General features: G+C 64.6%; 8 protein-coding genes (1 of these 8 only partly in view). 5 read left to right on the forward strand and 3 right to left on the reverse strand.

The window, feature by feature from the left end; all coding sequences use genetic code 11:
- Together DACI_RS22720 and DACI_RS22725 are read right to left on the reverse strand one after the other, a co-directional pair.
- On the reverse strand, positions 1-11,826 hold the 5' portion of the coding sequence (locus DACI_RS22720; protein WP_043782313.1) for a CARDB domain-containing protein. Its footprint begins 5,403 nt before the window's first position; 11,826 of the gene's 17,229 nt are visible here — the first part of the coding sequence; it begins with the start codon at positions 11,824-11,826; the stop codon falls past the left edge of the window.
- 65 nt (positions 11,827-11,891) lie between these two features.
- Positions 11,892-12,338, reverse strand: coding sequence for a hypothetical protein (locus DACI_RS22725; protein ID WP_157059697.1), 447 nt, complete (start codon positions 12,336-12,338; stop codon positions 11,892-11,894).
- A gap of 420 nt (positions 12,339-12,758) precedes the next feature.
- Here DACI_RS22725 and DACI_RS32245 point away from each other — a divergent pair, with 420 nt between their 5' ends.
- The gene (locus tag DACI_RS32245; protein ID WP_157059698.1) at positions 12,759-13,079 is read left to right on the forward strand and encodes a hypothetical protein; all 321 of its coding nucleotides are present in this window, start codon (positions 12,759-12,761) and stop codon (positions 13,077-13,079) included.
- 36 nt (positions 13,080-13,115) lie between these two features.
- Here DACI_RS32245 and DACI_RS22730 read toward each other — a convergent pair whose 3' ends face one another.
- Positions 13,116-14,036, reverse strand: a complete 921-nt coding sequence (locus DACI_RS22730) for a LysR substrate-binding domain-containing protein (RefSeq protein WP_012206317.1) — start codon at positions 14,034-14,036, stop codon at positions 13,116-13,118.
- A 129-nt stretch (positions 14,037-14,165) separates the two neighbouring features.
- On the opposite strand from DACI_RS22730, the gene DACI_RS22735 reads away from it, so the two are divergent.
- The 4 genes from DACI_RS22735 to DACI_RS22750 all read left to right on the forward strand — a co-directional run bounded on the left by DACI_RS22735 (position 14,166) and on the right by DACI_RS22750 (position 18,264).
- A complete protein-coding gene (locus DACI_RS22735; protein WP_012206318.1) occupies positions 14,166-15,221 on the forward strand; it encodes a zinc-dependent alcohol dehydrogenase in 1,056 nt (351 codons plus the stop codon).
- Positions 15,218-16,018 carry a hypothetical protein gene (locus DACI_RS22740; RefSeq protein WP_012206319.1) on the forward strand — a complete coding sequence of 267 codons (801 nt, stop codon included), beginning with the start codon at positions 15,218-15,220 and terminating at the stop codon, positions 16,016-16,018. Before DACI_RS22735 ends, DACI_RS22740 begins: the two co-directional genes overlap by 4 nt.
- Before the next feature lie 37 nt (positions 16,019-16,055).
- On the forward strand, positions 16,056-17,072 hold the full coding sequence (locus DACI_RS22745) for a Bug family tripartite tricarboxylate transporter substrate binding protein (protein ID WP_012206320.1): 1,017 nt from the start codon (positions 16,056-16,058) through the stop codon (positions 17,070-17,072).
- 112 nt (positions 17,073-17,184) lie between these two features.
- Positions 17,185-18,264: a porin gene (locus DACI_RS22750; RefSeq protein WP_012206321.1), complete on the forward strand. Its 1,080-nt coding sequence runs from the start codon at positions 17,185-17,187 to the stop codon at positions 18,262-18,264.
- Positions 18,265-18,498 lie beyond the last annotated feature (234 nt).

The following is an 18,498-nucleotide window of genomic DNA, read 5'->3' on the forward strand; positions in this document are numbered from 1 at the left end:
TGCCTGCACGGAAACCGTGTGGCGACCGCCTGGCACCGCGACATCGGCCTCGGTGCCGCCCAGCACGGCCAGCGACCTGCCTCGCACCTCGCCGACCCGCCGCGCCGCAACGCCATCGGCAGCCGCACCCAGAGATATGCGAATGCGCTCCGTGAGATAGGGCGGATCCAGCACGAGCTGCAGACTCTTCTCTTGATTGGTGTTGTCCTGTTTGAGCGGCACCCAGACAAATCCATCCCAGGCCTCGACGGCATAGCTGGCCGGAGGCGCCATGTAGGTACTCCACACAATGGACAGCTCGTGCACAAGCTCCTTGCGTGCAGCCGAAAGCTCAATCCAGGGTGCCGGGTCTTGCTCGTCGGGCAGCCAGGCCGTGTCGTCATTGCCATCGATGGCCCGGCCGGCCCGGGCGTAGCTGCCTTCCTCGGTACTGGCCACAGCGGCAACGAAATCAAACGGCCTGGGATCGGGCTTGCCGTCCACACGAACCACATAGCCCGTCACGTCAGCGCTGCTGCTGGCGGACCAGGTGGCGCGCAGCACGCCGCCGGACGCCACGGCCTGCAACTGTCCGGGGGCTGCCGGCAGTTCTCCTCGCGCCACACGCACCTGGCCAGCCCGGCTGCGATTGCCGGCTTCGTCGGTCTGGCGCGCCGTGATGATGTTGGCGCCCATGGCCAATGACACGGCATCCGCCTGGAATGCGCCCCCGGCATCCGGGGAAAGAGACAGCGTCGCGGGTGTGCCGGTCTCCGGCATGCTTGTCACCGCGACGGCGCGCACGGCATCAGGTCCCTGGCCCCGCAGAGGGGTCGCCGCCAATGCCAGGGGGGTGTATGGCTGCTTGAGCGCGGTGGTATAGACCCAGGCCTTCGCTTCGGACGAGGGATCGGACTCGTTGTCGTCCTGATCCACGGCCAACACCTGGTAGCCATGGCGGCCATCGGGTCGGCCTGCGTCCACCAGCTGCGTGGCTACGACGGGAGCGGTCGTCACACGGGTGACGTCACCTACCGCATCGATGCGCTGGACATGGTAGCCCCGCACGCTGCTGCTCGGGCTGGCTGTCCAGTGCAAGGACACATCGCCACCATCCACTTGCGCGATGAGGTCGGTGGCCGGCATGGGTCTTTGCAGATTCTTGCGGACCACGCTGATGGCTGCAGGCGCGGGATCGGTGCGGCCGCCAAGGTCCGTGGCCACGGCACGCAACTGGTAGCGGCCAGGCTTCAGCGCCTTGGTGTCCCAGTTCAGGCTGTAGGGGGCCTTGGTGCTGGAGGTGCCAATCAATGTCCAGCTGGCATCGGCGTCGGCCTTGTACTCGAACCGCACGGAGGCGATGTCCGAATCCGGGCTTTCTGCGCGCACATAGGTCACGCCATCGACGTTTGCGCCATTGGAAGGCTGAACGATGACTGCCTTGGGCGGCCGGTTGTCCACCGTCACGCTGGCCGGATCGGAGCGGCTGCTCAGGTTGTCCGCCTTGTCGGCTGCCACCACGGTGTAGACGAAGGTGCCGTCAGGCAAGGCCTTGTCCAGATAGCTTGTTCCATTGATCAGATAGGGGCGGATGGCGTTGTCGCCAGGGTCGGACTGATTAACCAGCTGCCCGTTGCGGTACAGCAGGTAGCCGGCAAGATCGGGCTCCGTGCTGGCCGTCCAGGTCAGGCTTACATCCTGCGTGCCGGACAGCTGCGCGCGCAGCCCCAAGGGCTTGGCCGGCGGCAGGTTGTCCACGAGCACCCGCACCTGGGCGCTTGACAGGCCGCCTTCGGTGTCCTGGGCCTCGAGCCGGATGGTGTAGACGGAGCCCTCCGGCAAACCGGCAGTGGGCCAGGTAGCCAGCACATCGCCTTGCACCGGCAGTGCGGAGGTGCGCAGTACTTTCCATTCCTTGGGCGAGATCCCTTCCCCGATCGAGACCCGGTAGGCCAGGAAATTGGTCAGCGCATAGGCGCTGCCTTCGATGGAAAGCAGGCCACCCACCGCCGATTCGTTCGCAGGCTTGCTGATGTGCGCCAGGGGCCCCGAAGCCTTGATACGGACCTGGAAGACATTGGAGTGCGTGCTTTCAACGCCGCTGCGGGAAAGCGCGGTCACGGTGTAGGCATGGTCTCCGTCGATCAGGCCGGCATCCAGATACTCGGTGCCCGTCCAGGGTTGCTCATTGAGCTTCTGGCCGTTGCGATAGATGCGGTAGCCCACGATGCGCGCCACATCGTTGTTCGGCAGCCAGCCCAGACGGACATCGCTGCGCTGCTCGCGCCGCCCCGACAATATCGGCGGCCGGGGCGGCATGGCATCAATCTGCAGCGGCACATCGAACCTGGAGGCATTGCCGGCCTTGTCCAGCACCGTCAGACGCAAAGTGGCCGGTCCATCGGGCGGCAGGCCCACCAATCTGGCGAGTTCCCCATTGACCACATTGGCCGTCCCGCGGCCTATGACTGTAAGAGCGTCCAGCGTCTCGCCAACACCGCTGCCCAGCTCCAGCGTCCACGAGTCCATATGCTCATCGCTGGCCGTACCCACCACCGGCACCATCGTGCCGATGGCGGCATGGGCCACGGGCGCGGTGATCTGCGCCACAGGCGGCGTTTGGTCGACATTGATACTGACGGTGGCCTGGCCCACATTGCCGGCCTTGTCGGTGCCTACCAGCTGCATGCTGTAGCGGCCGTCCTGCAGGGCCGCACCATCGAAGGCCAGGGACAGGGCTGCCGGCGAGGACACGACGGGCACCGCTTGAACGGCGTGTCCATTGATCATCAGTTGCGCACTCGCCAGATTGTGGTCGGCCACCAGGCCGGCCACATCTGCCGGCCGCACCCGGCTGACAAAGGTGCCCGGTGCCGGACTGGAAAACGAGACCTCGGGGAGCTTCGAGTCCAGCTCGAATTCTGCAGACTGGTAGCTGGAGGCATTCTCTGCCTCGTCGCTGGCGATGACCTTGAGGCGATAGCGGGCGTCATCCAGGCCCAGTTGCTGAAGGCTGCCCAGCGCAGACTTGACCAGGACCTCAGACCCCTCGGCCATCAATGCCCGCTTGGTCGATGGCAGCGGGCCCTCGACGAAGATCTGATAGTCACGCAGCATCCTGTCGGACACGGAGCCCACAAGTCCAGCATTTCCAGGCATGAATTCGCCCAGTACCGAATCCAGCGTGAACAGCGGTGGCGTGGCGTCCAGCAGCACCGCACTTTCCTCCTTCTGGACGTTGGTCTGGTCGGCGCGGGAAGTGGCCCGGATCTCCACCGTGTACTCCGCGTCGGGAGCGGGTGCGAGCGCGTCATTGAGACCATCCCAGATCACCACGGTTTCGCCGGGAGATGCCAGGGACTGGGACACCAGACGGCGCACGACCAAAGCACCTCGCCGGATTGTCAGATCGACAAACGCCGGCTGCAGCACGTCATAGGTCACGCGCACGCTATCCAGCCGGCCATCTCCATTGGGGGAGAAAGTGCTGGGTGTCACTGCGAACTTGCGGATCAGTGCCACGGGGGCCTTGAGCCTCAGGTCTCGGGTGAGTTCAGAGCTCAGTTCCGCCCGGTCGAAAGCCCGCAGGCGCAGCGTGACCACGCCCTCCAGCGAACTGGCATCCAGCGCTGCGAGCTTGCGCAGATCGACTCCCGAGGTCTGCGAGGCCAGCGCGGTCCACACGTCGCCCTGGCTGTAGTCCAGAATCCACTGCTGCAGGTTCTTGTCCGTGGCACTGCCGACAATGTCCAGGAACGACTGCGTGACCTCCCCGGCCAATGGCTTGTCCAGCAGCAGCGCGGGCGCTGTCCTGTCCACCTCGACCTGCAGGCTGCGGCGCACCGGATTCAATTCGTTGTCGGGATTCGGTGCTTTCAGGTTGCCACAGCCATCCTCGTAAGTGACGTCGAAGGTGTAGTAGCCATCTTCCACGTACTGGCCCGCATCGTTGCGCCCATCCCAGACAATGTCACGGGCACCGGCGGACACCGACAGCCTGTTGGTCAGGTGCCGTACCAGCCCGCCGCTCCCCACGGGCACCAGCTTGCCCTGCACCACACGGCGCACCACGACAGTCACAGCCATGGGCTCCAGAGGCTGGATGGTCAGGATCATCGAATCGAGAGTGCTGGCCGTGCCTGGCGCAAACAGCCGCTTGTCCACGGATGCCGGACCGGCCTCCAGCGTTCCGTCCAGATAGAACCTGACCTGCCGGCAAGACTGTGCGCCAGACCAGTCAAAGACCGTCACTCGGCTTGTCACCTGACCGGAAATATTCACGATCGGCCCCAGTGCGCCGGCGAGGCGCTTGCCGCTCATGTATGGACGCGATTTCTTGGATGAAGTGGCAAATTCCTGCGAGACATACGGCATTTTTGCCCCCTCCCCTTTCCAATCACGGGGGTCCGGCCCATAAATGCTGGGCAATGCTCCGTCAACAGGCTGCCAGGGTGCATTTTCATCATCACCCAGGCGGAACTCCTGCAGGTAGTCAAAACCGGCGGCATCATCGATTTCCACTTGGGGCCGCAGGGCGTTGACTATCTTGTCTTCCCTGTCCGGGCCGGCTGGGTGCAATTCAGGAACCGCGCAGACACGCTGGTTTTCCTGCGGATAGGTAATGCGCAATGCAGCGGGAGAGTGGTCCACGGGGGCTCTGAACGAACCAGACCGTTTCACACCATCGCGGTCCGTCGTGATTCCCGTAAAGACCGCCGGACCCCCCGGCAGGCCGCCGTGGTCAAAGGTGAATTCATAGTCCTGGTACCGTGGATTGACCACATTGAAAACCAGTCGCCGCCCGCCATTGGGAACTTCGGCAAAGACCTCCAGTGACAGCAGCGGGGTCATGACAATTCCCGCCGGAACTGGTCTTACCACACCATGCAGCTGGTGCGAGGCATCAGCCTCGCAGGAGGAGGCGAAATTCGGTCTGATCTGGAAGTCGACACCACCACAATTCTGGATGCGGTCTTCCTTCTGCATCGTGCTGCCATTGTCAAAGGTGACAAGCGCCCGCACCCTATAAACAGTACAGGACAGGTAACGGCCGCTTTGCTGGAATCCAAAGATGGTATCGGGCGGAACAATGGAGTTGAGTTCCTGCAGCAGGATGCGCCGCTCGATGGCGTGATAGGCGTCAGTCGGGCTGGAGACAAAGACCTCCAGCCTTTTGGCCGCCCGGCTTGTTGTCAGATCGACAATCCCACCCAGCATGTTCTCATCCAGGCCGGTGGCCTTGATTGAAAGCTTGTTGCCGGATTTCGTAACGATCTCATTCGTGATGTACTGCGCCCCGCTTTTTCCGGTGAGTTTCAGACGCATGCTCATCCCGTTGTCCACAGCGATGCTGGAGTTGTAAAAACCTACAAGACCATAATTCTGAGGAATGGGCCCGTCAGACTCGAAGGACGAGCGTTCTTGCATCAGTATCGGATTGACTTGGTTTTCCGGGCCCCGCGTCTCCACCAGCACATTCTGACCATCCTTTATGGGATACACCTGCAGATGGGGCTGCTCAAGCCACTCTCCCTTTTGCGCGATCTGTACCTCATTGAACTGCAAAGACACGGACACCACCGGATCATCAAGTGTTTCCGCAAAAATCAGTGCAATGCCCGAAGCAGGACGCAACGTCAACTCCCGCTCGCCAAACATTGGTCCGTGGATATTCGGGGGCGCAGGCACCTCCCCCTCCTGCAAATCCCTGGCAAGAATCTGTCCGGCCAGAATCAACCGCAATTCCTGCTGGGCAGGCGCAAACTGCGCAACCGTACGATTGCCAGCCAGATCGGCGACAGTCAGCCGATAACGCTTTCCTACATATTCCGCCAGCGACAGAAGGTGCACATAGCGTTGCTTCTTGTGCTTATCGCCGCCCAATACATAGGGACTCCAGCGTCCGGGATTGATGCTATCACTCACCTCCAACTGCACCGAGTCGAAATAGGCGTCAGATACGTCCCAACTCAATTGCGTCCTCCGGCAGCGGCTTCCAAGACAGTCAGAGAACGGTGTCTCGTTCTTCAATTCATTGATGACAGGTGCCGAGTTGTCCAGATGGACAAAGAAATCAAAGCCCACCACGTGGATTCTGTATTCGCCATCCACCACGATCTGCCCGTTGTCGTCGCGGCCATCCCAGACAATGGAGGCATCCACATTGCCGGCCGGATGGTTGCGTGAAAACGTCCGAACCAGGCCACCCTGTCGATTGAAGACACTGAACTCCAGGTTCACGGGCTCCAGGACCCGGTAGCTGAGACTCATCACGTCCTTGGTGCCATCGCCATTGGGCGAGAAATGGGACGGCTCGCGCACCACATTGGTAATCGGCGGACCTGCCTGGGCAATGGCAACACGGCGCAGCTTCTGTCGGCGGTTGCCGGCACGGTCCTCCGCCATCAGCCGCACGGTATAGCGGCCCACGCCTGGCGAAACCCACATGGCGAGATCCTTGTCCCACAGAGGCGTGGAGCTGGGCGGGGCGATGGGATGCCAAGTCTCAGGCGCATCATCGCTGGCATAGTCAAGCCAATAGCGAGCGAAGTTCCTGTCCGCCACGCCCCCGTGCACCTTGACAGACACACCATCGGCGCGCCGCGACAAAACGAGGTCGGTCTGCAGGTTGGCAAGGGTACGGAAAACATAGGTGTCCCGCGGCTGGCGATCACCAAAGGGAACACACGAGGACAACTGCCCCGGGTTGTCCCAAGCTTCGTACTGTATCCCGCGGCCATATTCGATGAATCGGCTCACGCCACTGCGGTCGAGTCCCTCATATCCAGGCTGGACGAAGGGCGGCGCTTCGCCGAAAGCCAGGGAGGAAACCGCATGGGGGCTTCGCAGATCGATCAGGCGGTAACGGGGAGCGTCCTGGCCGCTTTGCGCACGCACGACGGCCCCACTGGCGGTGACTGGTACAACACTTCGAGACACGCCGATGTCACCCCCCATGCTCACGCTGGCAAGCACTTCATGGCGACCCGGTACAGCCACCAAATGCACGATCAGCGAGCCCGGGCGGCCATTGGCCGTGTCAAAGGTTTCGACGAACGGCGGGATATCGGTCACGCGGCCGGACACGATTTCAATGCGGCGGATCGTGATGGCACAGCGCCTGGAAGCGCCATCTTCCGAGACAGTGCAGTCCGGCGCGACGGGAAGGTAGAGCTCTGCAGAATCCTCGGACCATGCCTCCTGCCCAACCACGTTTTCCAGGCTGACCTGACGCAATTCGTTGCCGTCGGCATTCAGCACCAGCAGTTCGGTCTGCGTCTGGCCCACCACCAGGCGCCCATCGGGCGACCAATAGTATCGGTGGTCATTCGGCAATGCCCTCACATGGCCGTTCACCAGGTTGACCAACAGCGTGCCGATAGCGCTGGCCTCGGCAAGCAATCGTGTCCTGTCGGGCGAAAGTCGTACGTCGTAAACAGATTCCGCCCCCAGTGCACGCACGGCTCCCGTGCCGATGTGGATTGCGCCCAGGTTGCCGTCGCCCAAATGGACGAACACCTCGCTGCCGTCATGGGACAGACTGATCAGGGAGCGCAGAGCCTTGGTGGAAATGAGTTTGCGCCCCTCCCCCTCCCCGCCGGACGCAACCAAATGATCCAAGTCCGAGTTGTATGCCACAAGGCGCGTACCCTGCTCGTCCGCGACAAAGGAGCGCCACCCGGAGGGAACGCTGGAAACATCGCCCGGCCGGGATAGGCCACCAAGCACCAGGTGCATTCCCCGGCCCCAGTCGTCCTGGCGGTAAATGCCGGCAGGCAGGTCGATGGCGACATCCTGCGCGGTGGGCACATTCAGATAGAAACCCGAGCCTTCGCGTATCGACTCCACGGGAACATTTCTGGGCAGGGAGCAGGTCAGGCCGGCGTTGATGCCCAACGGTGTCCCCATGGCCGAAAGCAGGGAACTTCGGTTGGTGTCGATTTCGACCGTGGCGCCTCCCAGGACCAGGCCGTCTGCATTGCGCACCACCAATTCGTATCGACCATCCGGTACCAGCCGGCCCTCATCGTCGAGCCCATCCCAGGACCATGCACCCGAGGCTGCAGTGCCGGCCGGTCGGCCAGTGCGTAACAACCGGGACTGTTCGTCCGATACCTGGATGGTCACGGGCATAGCCTCTGGCAGGCGGTAGCTGAACACCGTGCTGTCCTTGACGCCATCCCCATTGGGCGAGATGAACGCCTCCGACACTGCATAGTCGCCAACCTGGGTGGCCAGAGAAATGGTCGCCGTATTGTTGTCCTTCACACGTTCCTTGATGGCCGCGTCGGAGTTCACGACCACCGTGATCGAGGCCAGGCCCGCATCGGCCGGGGCGTCGAAGGAGAAATGCACCGTGGCGCCAGCCTTTCCGGCCAATGTGGGCACGGTCACATCGGGTGCCAGCCGGATACCTGCGACAGGGCTTCCGTTGAAGGCACTCACTACCAGATTTCGGGCGCCCTGGTCGCCCAGATTGGCGACCGTGACGGCAAGGGTGGCGGCCTCGCCCGGCTTGGGCAATGGCGGCGCCAGGCTCAACGCGCCCTGCGAAACCGCAAAGTCCGGCAGCGTCAACACCTTCAGCGACGCGAAGGCCACGTTGTCTTCGAGCGTGATCTCCTCGGGCTGCAAGCGCTTCGGATCGACCACGGCAAAAATCAGGCGTTCGCTGGCCGTGGGGACTTCCCAGTTCACGGTCGCCGTGGTGCTGGCACCGGCAGCAAGAGATGCCACCCGCGTGGCGCCGACGGAAATACCTCCAGCGGCTGGATCGCCGTCGAAGAACTCCACGTCAAATCCGGAGGCATCCACGTCGCCCACGTTGCGCACCAGCGCATTGAGCGCCATGACCGAGCCTTCCAGCGCCGGGCTCGGCGAAAACGCCAGGTCCCTGTAGCTGACCGCCAGATTCAGGCCGGCCTTCGCGGCCACCTTGAAGTCCAGCACTGCGGTGTTGTCCGAGGCATCGCTGTCGCCGCTCTTCTTCTCGGAATCCATTTCGACGATGAAGCTGTAGTCGCCGCCCGGACCTGCGCGCCAGGGGATCTGCTGCTCCACGGCGCTGCCTGCGGCGATCTGCACCACATTGGTCATCAGCGCCGTGGTGCCTGCACCGGACCTGATGCTGTAGCGCACATTGAAGGACGCCGAGTCCAGCGTGCCGGCATTGCGCAGGCGCACGGCAAACATGGCGTCTGCGCCGGGCCGTGGTGCGACCGGGTTCAGCGAGATGTCCGCCTTGCTCACGGCGAGCGAGACGCCGCCTGCCGTCCTGACCGTGGCGGAACTGCTGTTGTTGGCGCGCGAGGCTTCCTTGAGCAGCCCATCGGGGTCCAGCTCCACGGTATAGACCGTGGTGCCGGGCTCGGACAGCGTGGGTTTGAACTGCAGTGCCGTCGTGGCGCGTGCGGCCAGATCGAAAGTGGTTTCGGCAACACGCACGCGGGTGGCCCCGGTACCGCTCCACAGCACGGCCTTGGCCTGTCTCACGGCGGCCATGCCGGCGTTGCTGACCAGCGCATCGATCTGGATCGTAGCCGGCAGGGTGGTCACCGTCGAAGGAGTGGCCAGCACATCGCCATCACCCAGCAGCAGGTCCGCGAGTGGGTTGGCGCTTTCCACCATCAGCTGCAAGGAGGTGATGTTGTCCTGCCGGCTCAGGTCGGCGGTCAGCTGCTCGAAATCCACGACAGCGAAGACTGTGCGCGGTCCGGCACGCGATGTCGTGTTCCAGGTGGCTTGCACAGTGGTGCCATCTCCACCGACCAGGGCCGCAATGGGGATGGGTGCGCTGATGGCCACACCGCCTGCGGCGGGGTCGCCATCAAAGAAGCGCACCGTGCTGGCCTGGGACTGCAGGGAGCCCGCGTTGACGACCCTGGCGGACAGGGTGACCCGCTGTCCATCGAAAATCGGCAGCGGAGAAGCCTGCAGGTTTCCGATCGCCAGGTTGGCGGTGGCCGCGCTGCGCAGCATTTGCAGTGCCAGCACGGTGTTGTAGACGCTGCCCTGCCAGCTTCCATCCATCCGCTGGTTCTCGGCAACGAAGCGCTGCGCTGCGGACAGGTCGATCTCCGAGCCGAAGCCGGCGGCGCCCATGGCCATGGAGGCATGGGCCGTGTCGTGAATGGAGCTGGCGCCGTCGCCAAAGCCGCCGTCGGCGTTCTGCCGGCTTTTGAGAAAAGGACGGACCTTGGCGATGGACGGCTGGGCATTGGCCAGGCCGGCCAGGGCCTTGAGCGCCTGCGCCGAGACATGGACACGGCTGGGGCTTGCGGCCGCATTGCCCCAGCCGCCGTCCAGGTTCTGCCATGACAGCAAAAGGTCCACGGCAGGCCGGATCACGCCCTCATCGGCGTTGGCCAGGCGCAGGGCCTGTATGGCCAGCGCCGTGTCCAGCGGGTTGCTGCGAAGGCGTTCGCCCAGACCCCATCCGCCATCGCCATTGCGCGCTGCCAGCAGGGCAGAGACATCCTCGGCCCGGCGCTCGCCGGCGGTGCTCTCTATCAGCCTTCGGGCCAGAAAATCGGTGTTGCCCAGTTGGCGGGCCGCTATCCAGGCTCCGGCCGGCCCCAGTCCGCTGTGAGCGGGGTCGGCGGTTCGCAGGTACGCGCGGGCCAGCAGCGTGTCACGCGGCGCAAGTCCCGCTGCGTCCATGAAAGATCCATCGGACCGTTGCTGGGCTTTCAGCCAGGACAGGCCGGCCGCATTGTTGCCGGGATTGCCTGTTCCCGGAACACCCGGAGGCAAGGTGGTGCCGGGCACGCCTGGCGAGGTGGTGTTCGGCGGTTCAGCAAAGACGTTGGCGGCTCCCAGGCCATGGGTAAGCGCGTTGTAGCGCAGGCCGACTTGCCTGCGGGCCTGCACCACCACGTCCAGGTCTGCGGGATTGATGGTTTCACCGGGCCTGACCAGATAGATGAAGCCGAACCGGAACGTCTTTTGTGAAACATCGGCAGAGGGAACGCGCGGCCCTTCGGCCGCGATGATGTCGTCTATCGTGACGATGCGCTTGATGCCCCGGATGGTGGTTCCCACTGGAGGGGGCAGTGCATTGGCATCGATGTCGGGAGCCTCGATGAGAAAAAAGGGAGGCACCTTCGTCTTGTCGATCAATCCGGCCAGGTACAGATCCAGCGGGCTGAAGGTGCTTTCGGCATCCGTCGCCGTGAAAGAGCCATCGCCGTTGTCACGCCAACTCGCACCGTAAAGAACCGAGCCATGGCTTTCCAACAGGTAGCTCCAATGGGAGCCATCCTTGCCGAGCAGCCCCGAACTGATCTGCCCATTCCAGTCCCGGAATTTGACATGGCTTGCCCATCGGTGCTGCATCTCGTGCGCGAATGTGGACAACATGGATTCATAGTCGGCACTGGACGTTGCGCTTGTCCAGCGGGAGGTCGCTGCCATGTCGATATAGCTTTGCAACACGCCCTTGCTGCCATACGCCTGTGAGTTGTCAAATTGCTTGATGCCTATGCCAGCGGTGTCGTTGCGCACGCCCCGGTGAAAAGCCAGCGCGTTCTCTCCGTCGGCTGAGGCAGTGGGGTATTCGAAGCTCGAAAACACCACAAGGAAGTCATAGACATCGGCATGCGTGCGAAAGAATTCCTTTCCCACCGTTTCGGCGGGTGCAGGCAGGTCAATACCGTATTTGCCGGAAAATTCGATGATGCTGACACCCTTGTCATCGCGCAGGAAGCGCGCAATGCCCGGCTCATCGGTCGAAGATTTCCGGGCAGTGGCAGAAGCCTGCTGATGCTGCGACGACGCGGCTGCGGTCTGTAAAAAGCCTGCCAGCAGTACCAGGAGGAGCAGTGCCGCTGCATTGCGCAGCCACTGCATCAACCGTTGGTCCATTTGCCCGCAGGGGGCCATTGCAGCCAGGAGGCTCTCCACTGCCGCCCGCATCATGGCGACACAACCATCCATCCACTTGTCATGGACCGCGCAGGGGCCGCCGATTGGATTTTCCGGGTCATCTGGCGGCCATCGGTTGAAGTGATCTCGATGCGCTCGACAGACTCCCGCCCGGGCACGTTCATGGGACGGAACACGGCTGTGTTGCCGGATACGGACTCCAGCGACACAGACAGACGGGGAACCTGGGCGCCTTGCCGGAGTATGGCCAGTTCCGCTCCAGCTGCCTTGACCACGACCTGCTGGCGCCGCGCATCCAGCGCAACCACCTGCAACTCGGCCTGATCTGCTGTCGCCCAGCGCCAACGATCCCGGGCGGCGGCAGACCCATCTTGCTGCCCGGTCTGGGCCGTGGAGATCAGCGGCAGGGCAAATACTGCGAGCGCGATCAGCATCTGCGCAGCCGTGACTGCAATACCCCTGACTACTGCAGCCATGCCTAGCCACACATCTCCACGGGCCCACAATGGCCCAGGCATTGCCAGCGAAAAAATGGCTGGAATGCCTCTCTTGATATTTCCCATCCTCTCCTCCCCGGCGCCCTTGTTTTTGGCTAGCTTGCTAATCAAAAAACCTGACAGTCGTTAAATTTCTTTGATGTGCGCTGTCAAAGCTTCTTGCACAGCAGCGCACCACTTGAGCCCTTGGCTCAAGAATCCATCCCTCGAAACCCTTCGATAAATCCCAACAGCCCATGCACATGACCGGACCCATTTACGCGCATGCAGCGCCATCCCTCTCACCGGAGGCGCATACACGTCAAAAGGACGCTCACATCAGGCCATCCGCCAAGATCGGCAAGCCCCCATCCCTGGCATGCTTGTGGCGATGTACATAAGTCTGAAACGCGCAAACCCATGGAAATCGCCTCAAGGGCTCAATCCATGGGTTTACGAAAATCTTGTATTGGAAGCACAAAGCGCGTCTTTCGTAACGCTTTGTATGCAAGCATACCATCGAGTTATGCAATTCCACCAGAACAATCTTCAGGCCATTGGCTTGAGCAGCTCAGGCGAAGTGACGACATTCATCAAAAATCCGGTGGCTCATTGATTGTTTATCCAGTGCAATGGACTCGCTGGGGTTTGCCGAACGGGCCCGACAGCTATCTTTATTGCAGCAAGGTCGAACAGAGCCACCGTGCCGCTTTTTACCGCCCCGCCCTGTCTTCGCAGTGAAAGCATCAGGCTGCCCATCAACACATCTGCACCCTGCTATCGCAGCCGCGCCAATCTCCGCCCGAACTGCTTCAACTCCAGCGCGGCAGCCTGCGCCACGCGTCCTGCATCGCTTTCGCCGTCAGTCGACCCGGCCACGGCCAGCACCGCCAGCCGGCTCTGGTAGCGCGATTGCTGCAGCGGCCTGAACACCAGCTTGCCCCGGTACAGCGAGGCAAAGGACGAGGGGACGATGGCCACGCCCAGGCCGCAGGCCACCAGGGCGAGCACGTTGACGAACTGGCCGGCCTCGTGGCGTATGGAAGGGGTGAAGCCCGCATCCAGGCACAGGGCCACGGTGCGGTCGAAGTAGTCGGCGTCCTCGTAGCGTGCAAAGCCCACGAAGGGCTCATGCGCAGCAGATTGCAGCGGTAGCGCGCCTTCGCCAGCCGCCAGCGGATGGGATGGCGCCATGGCCAGGCAGTAGGGATCGTCCATGCCGGCCACTTCCTCGGCCAGGGGCTCGCCCTTGCCGGGGCGCCCGAAGCCCAGGTCCAGCTCTCCGGCGCGCAGGGCGCGCAGTTGCTGCGAGGTGATCATCTCGCGGGCTTCCACGCGCAGGTTCCAGCCGGCGTCGGCAATGCGGCGCAGCAGGCCGGGCAACACCGAGTGCATGGCCGACGGAACCAGGCCCAGGCGAACCACGCCCTGGCGGCTTTGCTGGCGTTCGCGGGCGCGCAGCGGGGCCTGCTGGGCGCGCGCAAGAATGGCGCGCGCGTCTTCCAGCAGGGACTCGCCCGCAGGCGTGAGCCGCACGCCGCGCGGCAGGCGTGTGAACAGGGCTGCGCCCACCTCTTCCTCCAACTGCTTGAGCTGGGCCGACAGCGGCGGCTGGGCAATGAAAAGCTTGCGAGCGGCGCGGCTGACGTTGCCCTGCTCGGCCACGGCGACGAAATAGCGCAGATGGCGCAATTCCATAGGTGTTCACCCTTTGAAAACATACTTGCTTCGTATGCTTCAGATACTAATTCAGTCTTGGACATACCTCTGGCGTATGGAGACACTGCCGCCATCGCCAATTTCCAACGGGCCAGCGGCCCCCACGCCATGCAAGCACTGCGCAAGACCGAGCCGAGCCACGGCCTGACACTGACCCAAGCGGACATGCCCGCGCCCGGCCCTGGCGAAGTGCTGCTGCGCGTGCATTCGGCCGGTGTGTGCGGCACCGATCTGCACATTGCCGAATGGACCCGCAGCTACCACTTCCTGACCCCCGCCCTGCCTGTGACGATCGGTCATGAGTTCAGCGGCGAGATTGCCGCGCTGGGCGAAGGTGCCGAGAACCTGGCCCCGGGCCTGACCGTGGGCCAGATGGTGGCCGTGCGGCCTTCGGTCACCTGCGGCCGCTGCGCGGCCTGCACCAGCGGCAACTTCGATGGCTGCACCACGCGGCGCGGCATTGGCGTGCTGCGCAATGGCGGCTTTGCCCCTTGGGCCGCCGTGCCGCTGCGCAACTGCGTGCCGGTCCCGGCCGGTGTGCAGGGCGATGTGGCCGCGCTGGCCGAGCCGCTGACCGTGAGCCATGAGGCCGTGCGCACGGCCGGCGTGCGCCCCGGCCACCGCGTGCTGGTGCTGGGGCCGGGCAACATCGGCCAGGGCATTGCGCTGTTCGCGCGGGCCGCAGGCGCCGCCCAGGTGGTGGTGGCCGGGCATGGCGATGCGCCGCGGCTGGCGGTGTTGCGCGCCATGGGCTTTGACGATGTGCTGGACTTCGAGGGCAGCGATATGGATGCGGCCCTTGCCCCCTATCTGGCCCGGGGCCGGTTCGATGCCGTGATCGAGGCCACGGGCGCGGCCGCCGTGATTGCGCCGGCGCTGCGCGCACTCAAGGTGCATGGCGTGCTGGTGATCACGGGAATCCATGCAGCGCCCGTGCCCATCGACCTGACGGCGCTGGTGCGCAACCACCAGGAGCTGCGCGGCTCCTACCGCGCGCCCGAGAGCGCCTGGCCCGAGGTCGTGCGCTTCATGCAGGAACATCAGCCCCTGCTGCGCCAGATGATCACGCACCGCGTGCCGCTGTCGCGTGCCGAGGAAGGCTTTGCGCTGGCGCGCGCGCGCCATGCCAGCAAGGTGCTGGTGCAGCCGGAGCACCAGGCATGAGTGGCAGCAACGCCTTTCTTGCGCTGTGGAACGGACTGGACCGCAGCGATGCGCGTGAGGAATACGAGGCCTGGCACGCCATGGAACATGTGCCCGAGCGCGTGGGCCTGCCGGGATTTCTGTGGGCGCGCCGCTATGTACGCGGTTCGAATACAGGCGGCTCGGATACAGGCCGCTCGGATGCAGGCGGTGAGCCATCTGCCGCAGGCAGCAGCTACTTCACGGTCTATGGATTGCAGGGGCTGGATGCGCTGCAGACGGCGCAGTATGCCGATGTGATCGCCCATCCCACGCCCTGGTCCGCCCGCATGCGGCCCCGGCTGAGCGCCTTTGTACGCCGGCCCTGCGCGCTGGTGGCCACGGCAGGCGCCTCCACCGCCGCGCACCTGGTGGCGGTGCGCGCCACCACCGCCGACCTGCCCGGCTGGTCCGCCGCAGCCACGCAGGCGCTGGCCGAGGCCGAGGACAGCGCCCTGCTGGTGCGCGCCAGCGCGGGCGCCGTGCCGCCCGCGCTGGACCTGGCCTACCCCGTGGGCGGCGAACGCATTGCCCAGGCCGTGGCCGGCCAGACCACGGTGGTGCTGCTGGCCGAGCATTGCACGGCCGAGGGCGCGCGCCAGGGTGCGCAGTGGCTGCTGGAGCGGCTTGCGCCCTGGAGCCTGCCGGGCGCGCAGGCCGAATCCTTTGTGCTGCAAAGCCAGGCGGTGCGCGGCGACCTGCCTGCGGATGTGTCACAGCGCCCGCACTCCCGATTGCCGCCGCGCCTGGGGCCCATGAACCGGTATTTTTCGCGCTGAAGCCAGATTGCAGATGAACATTCCAGGAGACAAGAACATGAACAAGCCCCAGACAAGCAGGCAGCCGCTGCTGCAGCCGTCAACGCGCCGCGCCGCCCTGCTGTGGTGCGCTGCCGCGCTCTCGCCGGTCTTCCCCGCCCATGCCGCAGGCGACAAGGATGCGTGGCCCACGCGCCCGCTGCGCTTGATCGTGGGCTATGCCAGCGGCTCCTCGCCCGACGTGCAGGCGCGCCTGCTGGCCGAGCCGCTGGGCCGCGCCCTGGGCCAGCCCGTAGTGGTGGAGAACAAGGGCGGCGCCAGCGGCAACATCGGCGCCGATGCCGTGGCCAAGGCCGGCGACGGCCATACGCTGGGCGTGATCGGCAACGGCCCGCTGACCAGCTCCAAATACCTCTACGCCCGGCTGCCCTACGACCCGGGGCGGGACTTTGCGCCCATCGCCATGATCGGATCGGCGCCGCTGGTCTGGGTGGCGCCGCGCGCCGCCGCCACCGATACGGCGGCCTACCTGCAGTCCCTGCGTTCCGAGAACGGGCAGTTCAACTTCGGCTCGGTCGGCAAGGGCTCGGGCACGCACCTGGGGGCCGAACTGATCAAGGAATCCATGGGCCTGCGACTGGCCCATGTGCCCTACAACGGCGGCCCGGCCGTGGTGAACGCCCTGCTGGGCGACCAGGTACAGATGGCGCTGCTGCCGGCCTCCACCGTGATGCCGCTGGTGCAGTCGGGCAAGCTGGCGGCGCTGGCCGTGACCTCCAGCGAACGCAGCCCGCTGGCGCCCGGCGTGCCGTCCATGCGCGAGATCGGTGCGGGCGCGGTGGACATCGAGGTGTGGAATGCCGTGATGGCGCCGGCCTCCATGCCCGCAGCCCACCGTGCCCGGCTGTCGCAGGCGCTGGAGCGCATCCTGCATTCGCCCGAAGTGCGCGACAAGCTGTTGGCCCAGGGCTGGCGCGTGGACGATGTCGGCCCCGCCGCCCTGTCCGCACGCATGGCGCAGGACAACCGCACCTACGGCGCGCTGATCGCCAAGAAGAACATCCGGCTCGACTGAGCGGACAACGCCAATCGAGGCAGCACGGGGCAGCGCCAGGCGGCACCAGGCAACACCAGGCAGCAAGCAACGGCCAGCGCCCCATTTTTCCATACCCCATAGAGGAGACATCATGAATACCTTGCAACGAGGAGGCTGGGCCGTGGGCGCCGCAGCCCTGGCCCTGGCAAGCCAGGTGCATGCGCAGGCACAGGCACAGGCACAAGCGCAGACATCGGCCCCGCCCGCGATCCCCAGCAGCAGCGTGACGCTGTACGGCGTCGTGGACATGGCGGTGGAGTCGGCGCGCACGGGCAATGGCGGCCTGCAGCGGCTGGAAAGCGGCGTGATCGCCGGGTCGCGCTGGGGCCTGCGCGGCACGGAGGACCTGGGCGGCGGCCAGCGCGCGCTCTATGTGGTGGAGGCCGGATTCAACGGCGACACGGGGGCCAGCGGCCAGGGCGGCCTCGCCTTTGGTCGCCAGGTCTTCGTGGGCCTGGGCGGCGGCTGGGGCCAGCTCACGGCCGGGCGCCACTACACCACGCTGCACACCTCGCTGGCCAGCTATGCGCTCACCGGCCTGATCTGGGGCAACGCGGCCAACTATTTCCGCGACGGCACGGTGCTGCGCGCCAGCAATTCGCTGCGCTACCAGTCGCCGAACATGGGCGGCTTCACGGTGCGCGGCATGTATTCGTTCGGCGAGGCGGCGGGCTCCAGCGTGGCCAGCCTGTACGGAGGCTCCGTGGACTATGCGGCCGGGCCCTGGGCACTGGGTGCATCGTGGATGCAGCGGCGCACCACGGCCGTGAATACCGACCGCTATGCGCTGCTGGGCGCAGCCTATGACTTCGGCGTGGCGCGTGCCGCGCTGCTGCTGTCCACGCGGCACGACGACCTGCCTGCCGCCACCAGCGGCCAGGGCCGTTTCTACGAGGCCAGCGTGACCGTGCCCATGGGCATGGCGGGGCAGTGGCTGCTGTCCTATGGCGCCTACCACGGACAGGCTCGCGCCCAGAGCGATGCGCGTGCGCTGAGCGTGCGCTACGACCACTCGCTGTCCAAGCGCACCAAGCTCTATGCGGGCGTGGGCCGCATCCACAACGAGGCGGGCGCCGCCTTCACCATCAACACCGCCAGCAATGCGGGGCCGGTGGTCCAGGCAGGCAGCCGGCCCAGCTCGGTGGTGCTTGGCATATCGCACGCCTTCTGATTGCCGGGGCAGGCGCGGCCAGCGCCTGCCATGCCGACAGGGCGGCCTGGCTGGAGTCTGGCCGTTGTAACAACCCCATGGAATCCAGGGAATATTTCGCCTATTTGAATGGATTTTTCCAATCAGAAAAAGTCTGTCCAATCAGCGAATTAGGCGATTCGCAAGAGAGAAAGTTTCGCAAAAAGACAAGTGCCTGCGCGATCCGGCAAGAAAAATAAAATCCAAATGTAAACA

The sequence above is a fragment of the Delftia acidovorans SPH-1 genome, assembly GCF_000018665.1.
Lineage (GTDB): Bacteria > Pseudomonadota > Gammaproteobacteria > Burkholderiales > Burkholderiaceae_C > Comamonas > Comamonas acidovorans.

Bases quoted from the DNA above. Each gene is read 5' to 3' on its own strand.
- DACI_RS22725 (WP_157059697.1), bottom strand. From the start codon at position 12,338: ATGGCTGCAGTAGTCAGGGGTATTGCAGTCACGGCTGCGCAGATGCTG.
- DACI_RS32245 (WP_157059698.1), top strand. From the start codon at position 12,759: ATGGAAATCGCCTCAAGGGCTCAATCCATGGGTTTACGAAAATCTTGT.
- DACI_RS22730 (WP_012206317.1), bottom strand. From the start codon at position 14,036: ATGGAATTGCGCCATCTGCGCTATTTCGTCGCCGTGGCCGAGCAGGGC.
- DACI_RS22735 (WP_012206318.1), top strand. From the start codon at position 14,166: ATGCAAGCACTGCGCAAGACCGAGCCGAGCCACGGCCTGACACTGACC.
- DACI_RS22740 (WP_012206319.1), top strand. From the start codon at position 15,218: ATGAGTGGCAGCAACGCCTTTCTTGCGCTGTGGAACGGACTGGACCGC.
- DACI_RS22745 (WP_012206320.1), top strand. From the start codon at position 16,056: ATGAACAAGCCCCAGACAAGCAGGCAGCCGCTGCTGCAGCCGTCAACG.
- DACI_RS22750 (WP_012206321.1), top strand. From the start codon at position 17,185: ATGAATACCTTGCAACGAGGAGGCTGGGCCGTGGGCGCCGCAGCCCTG.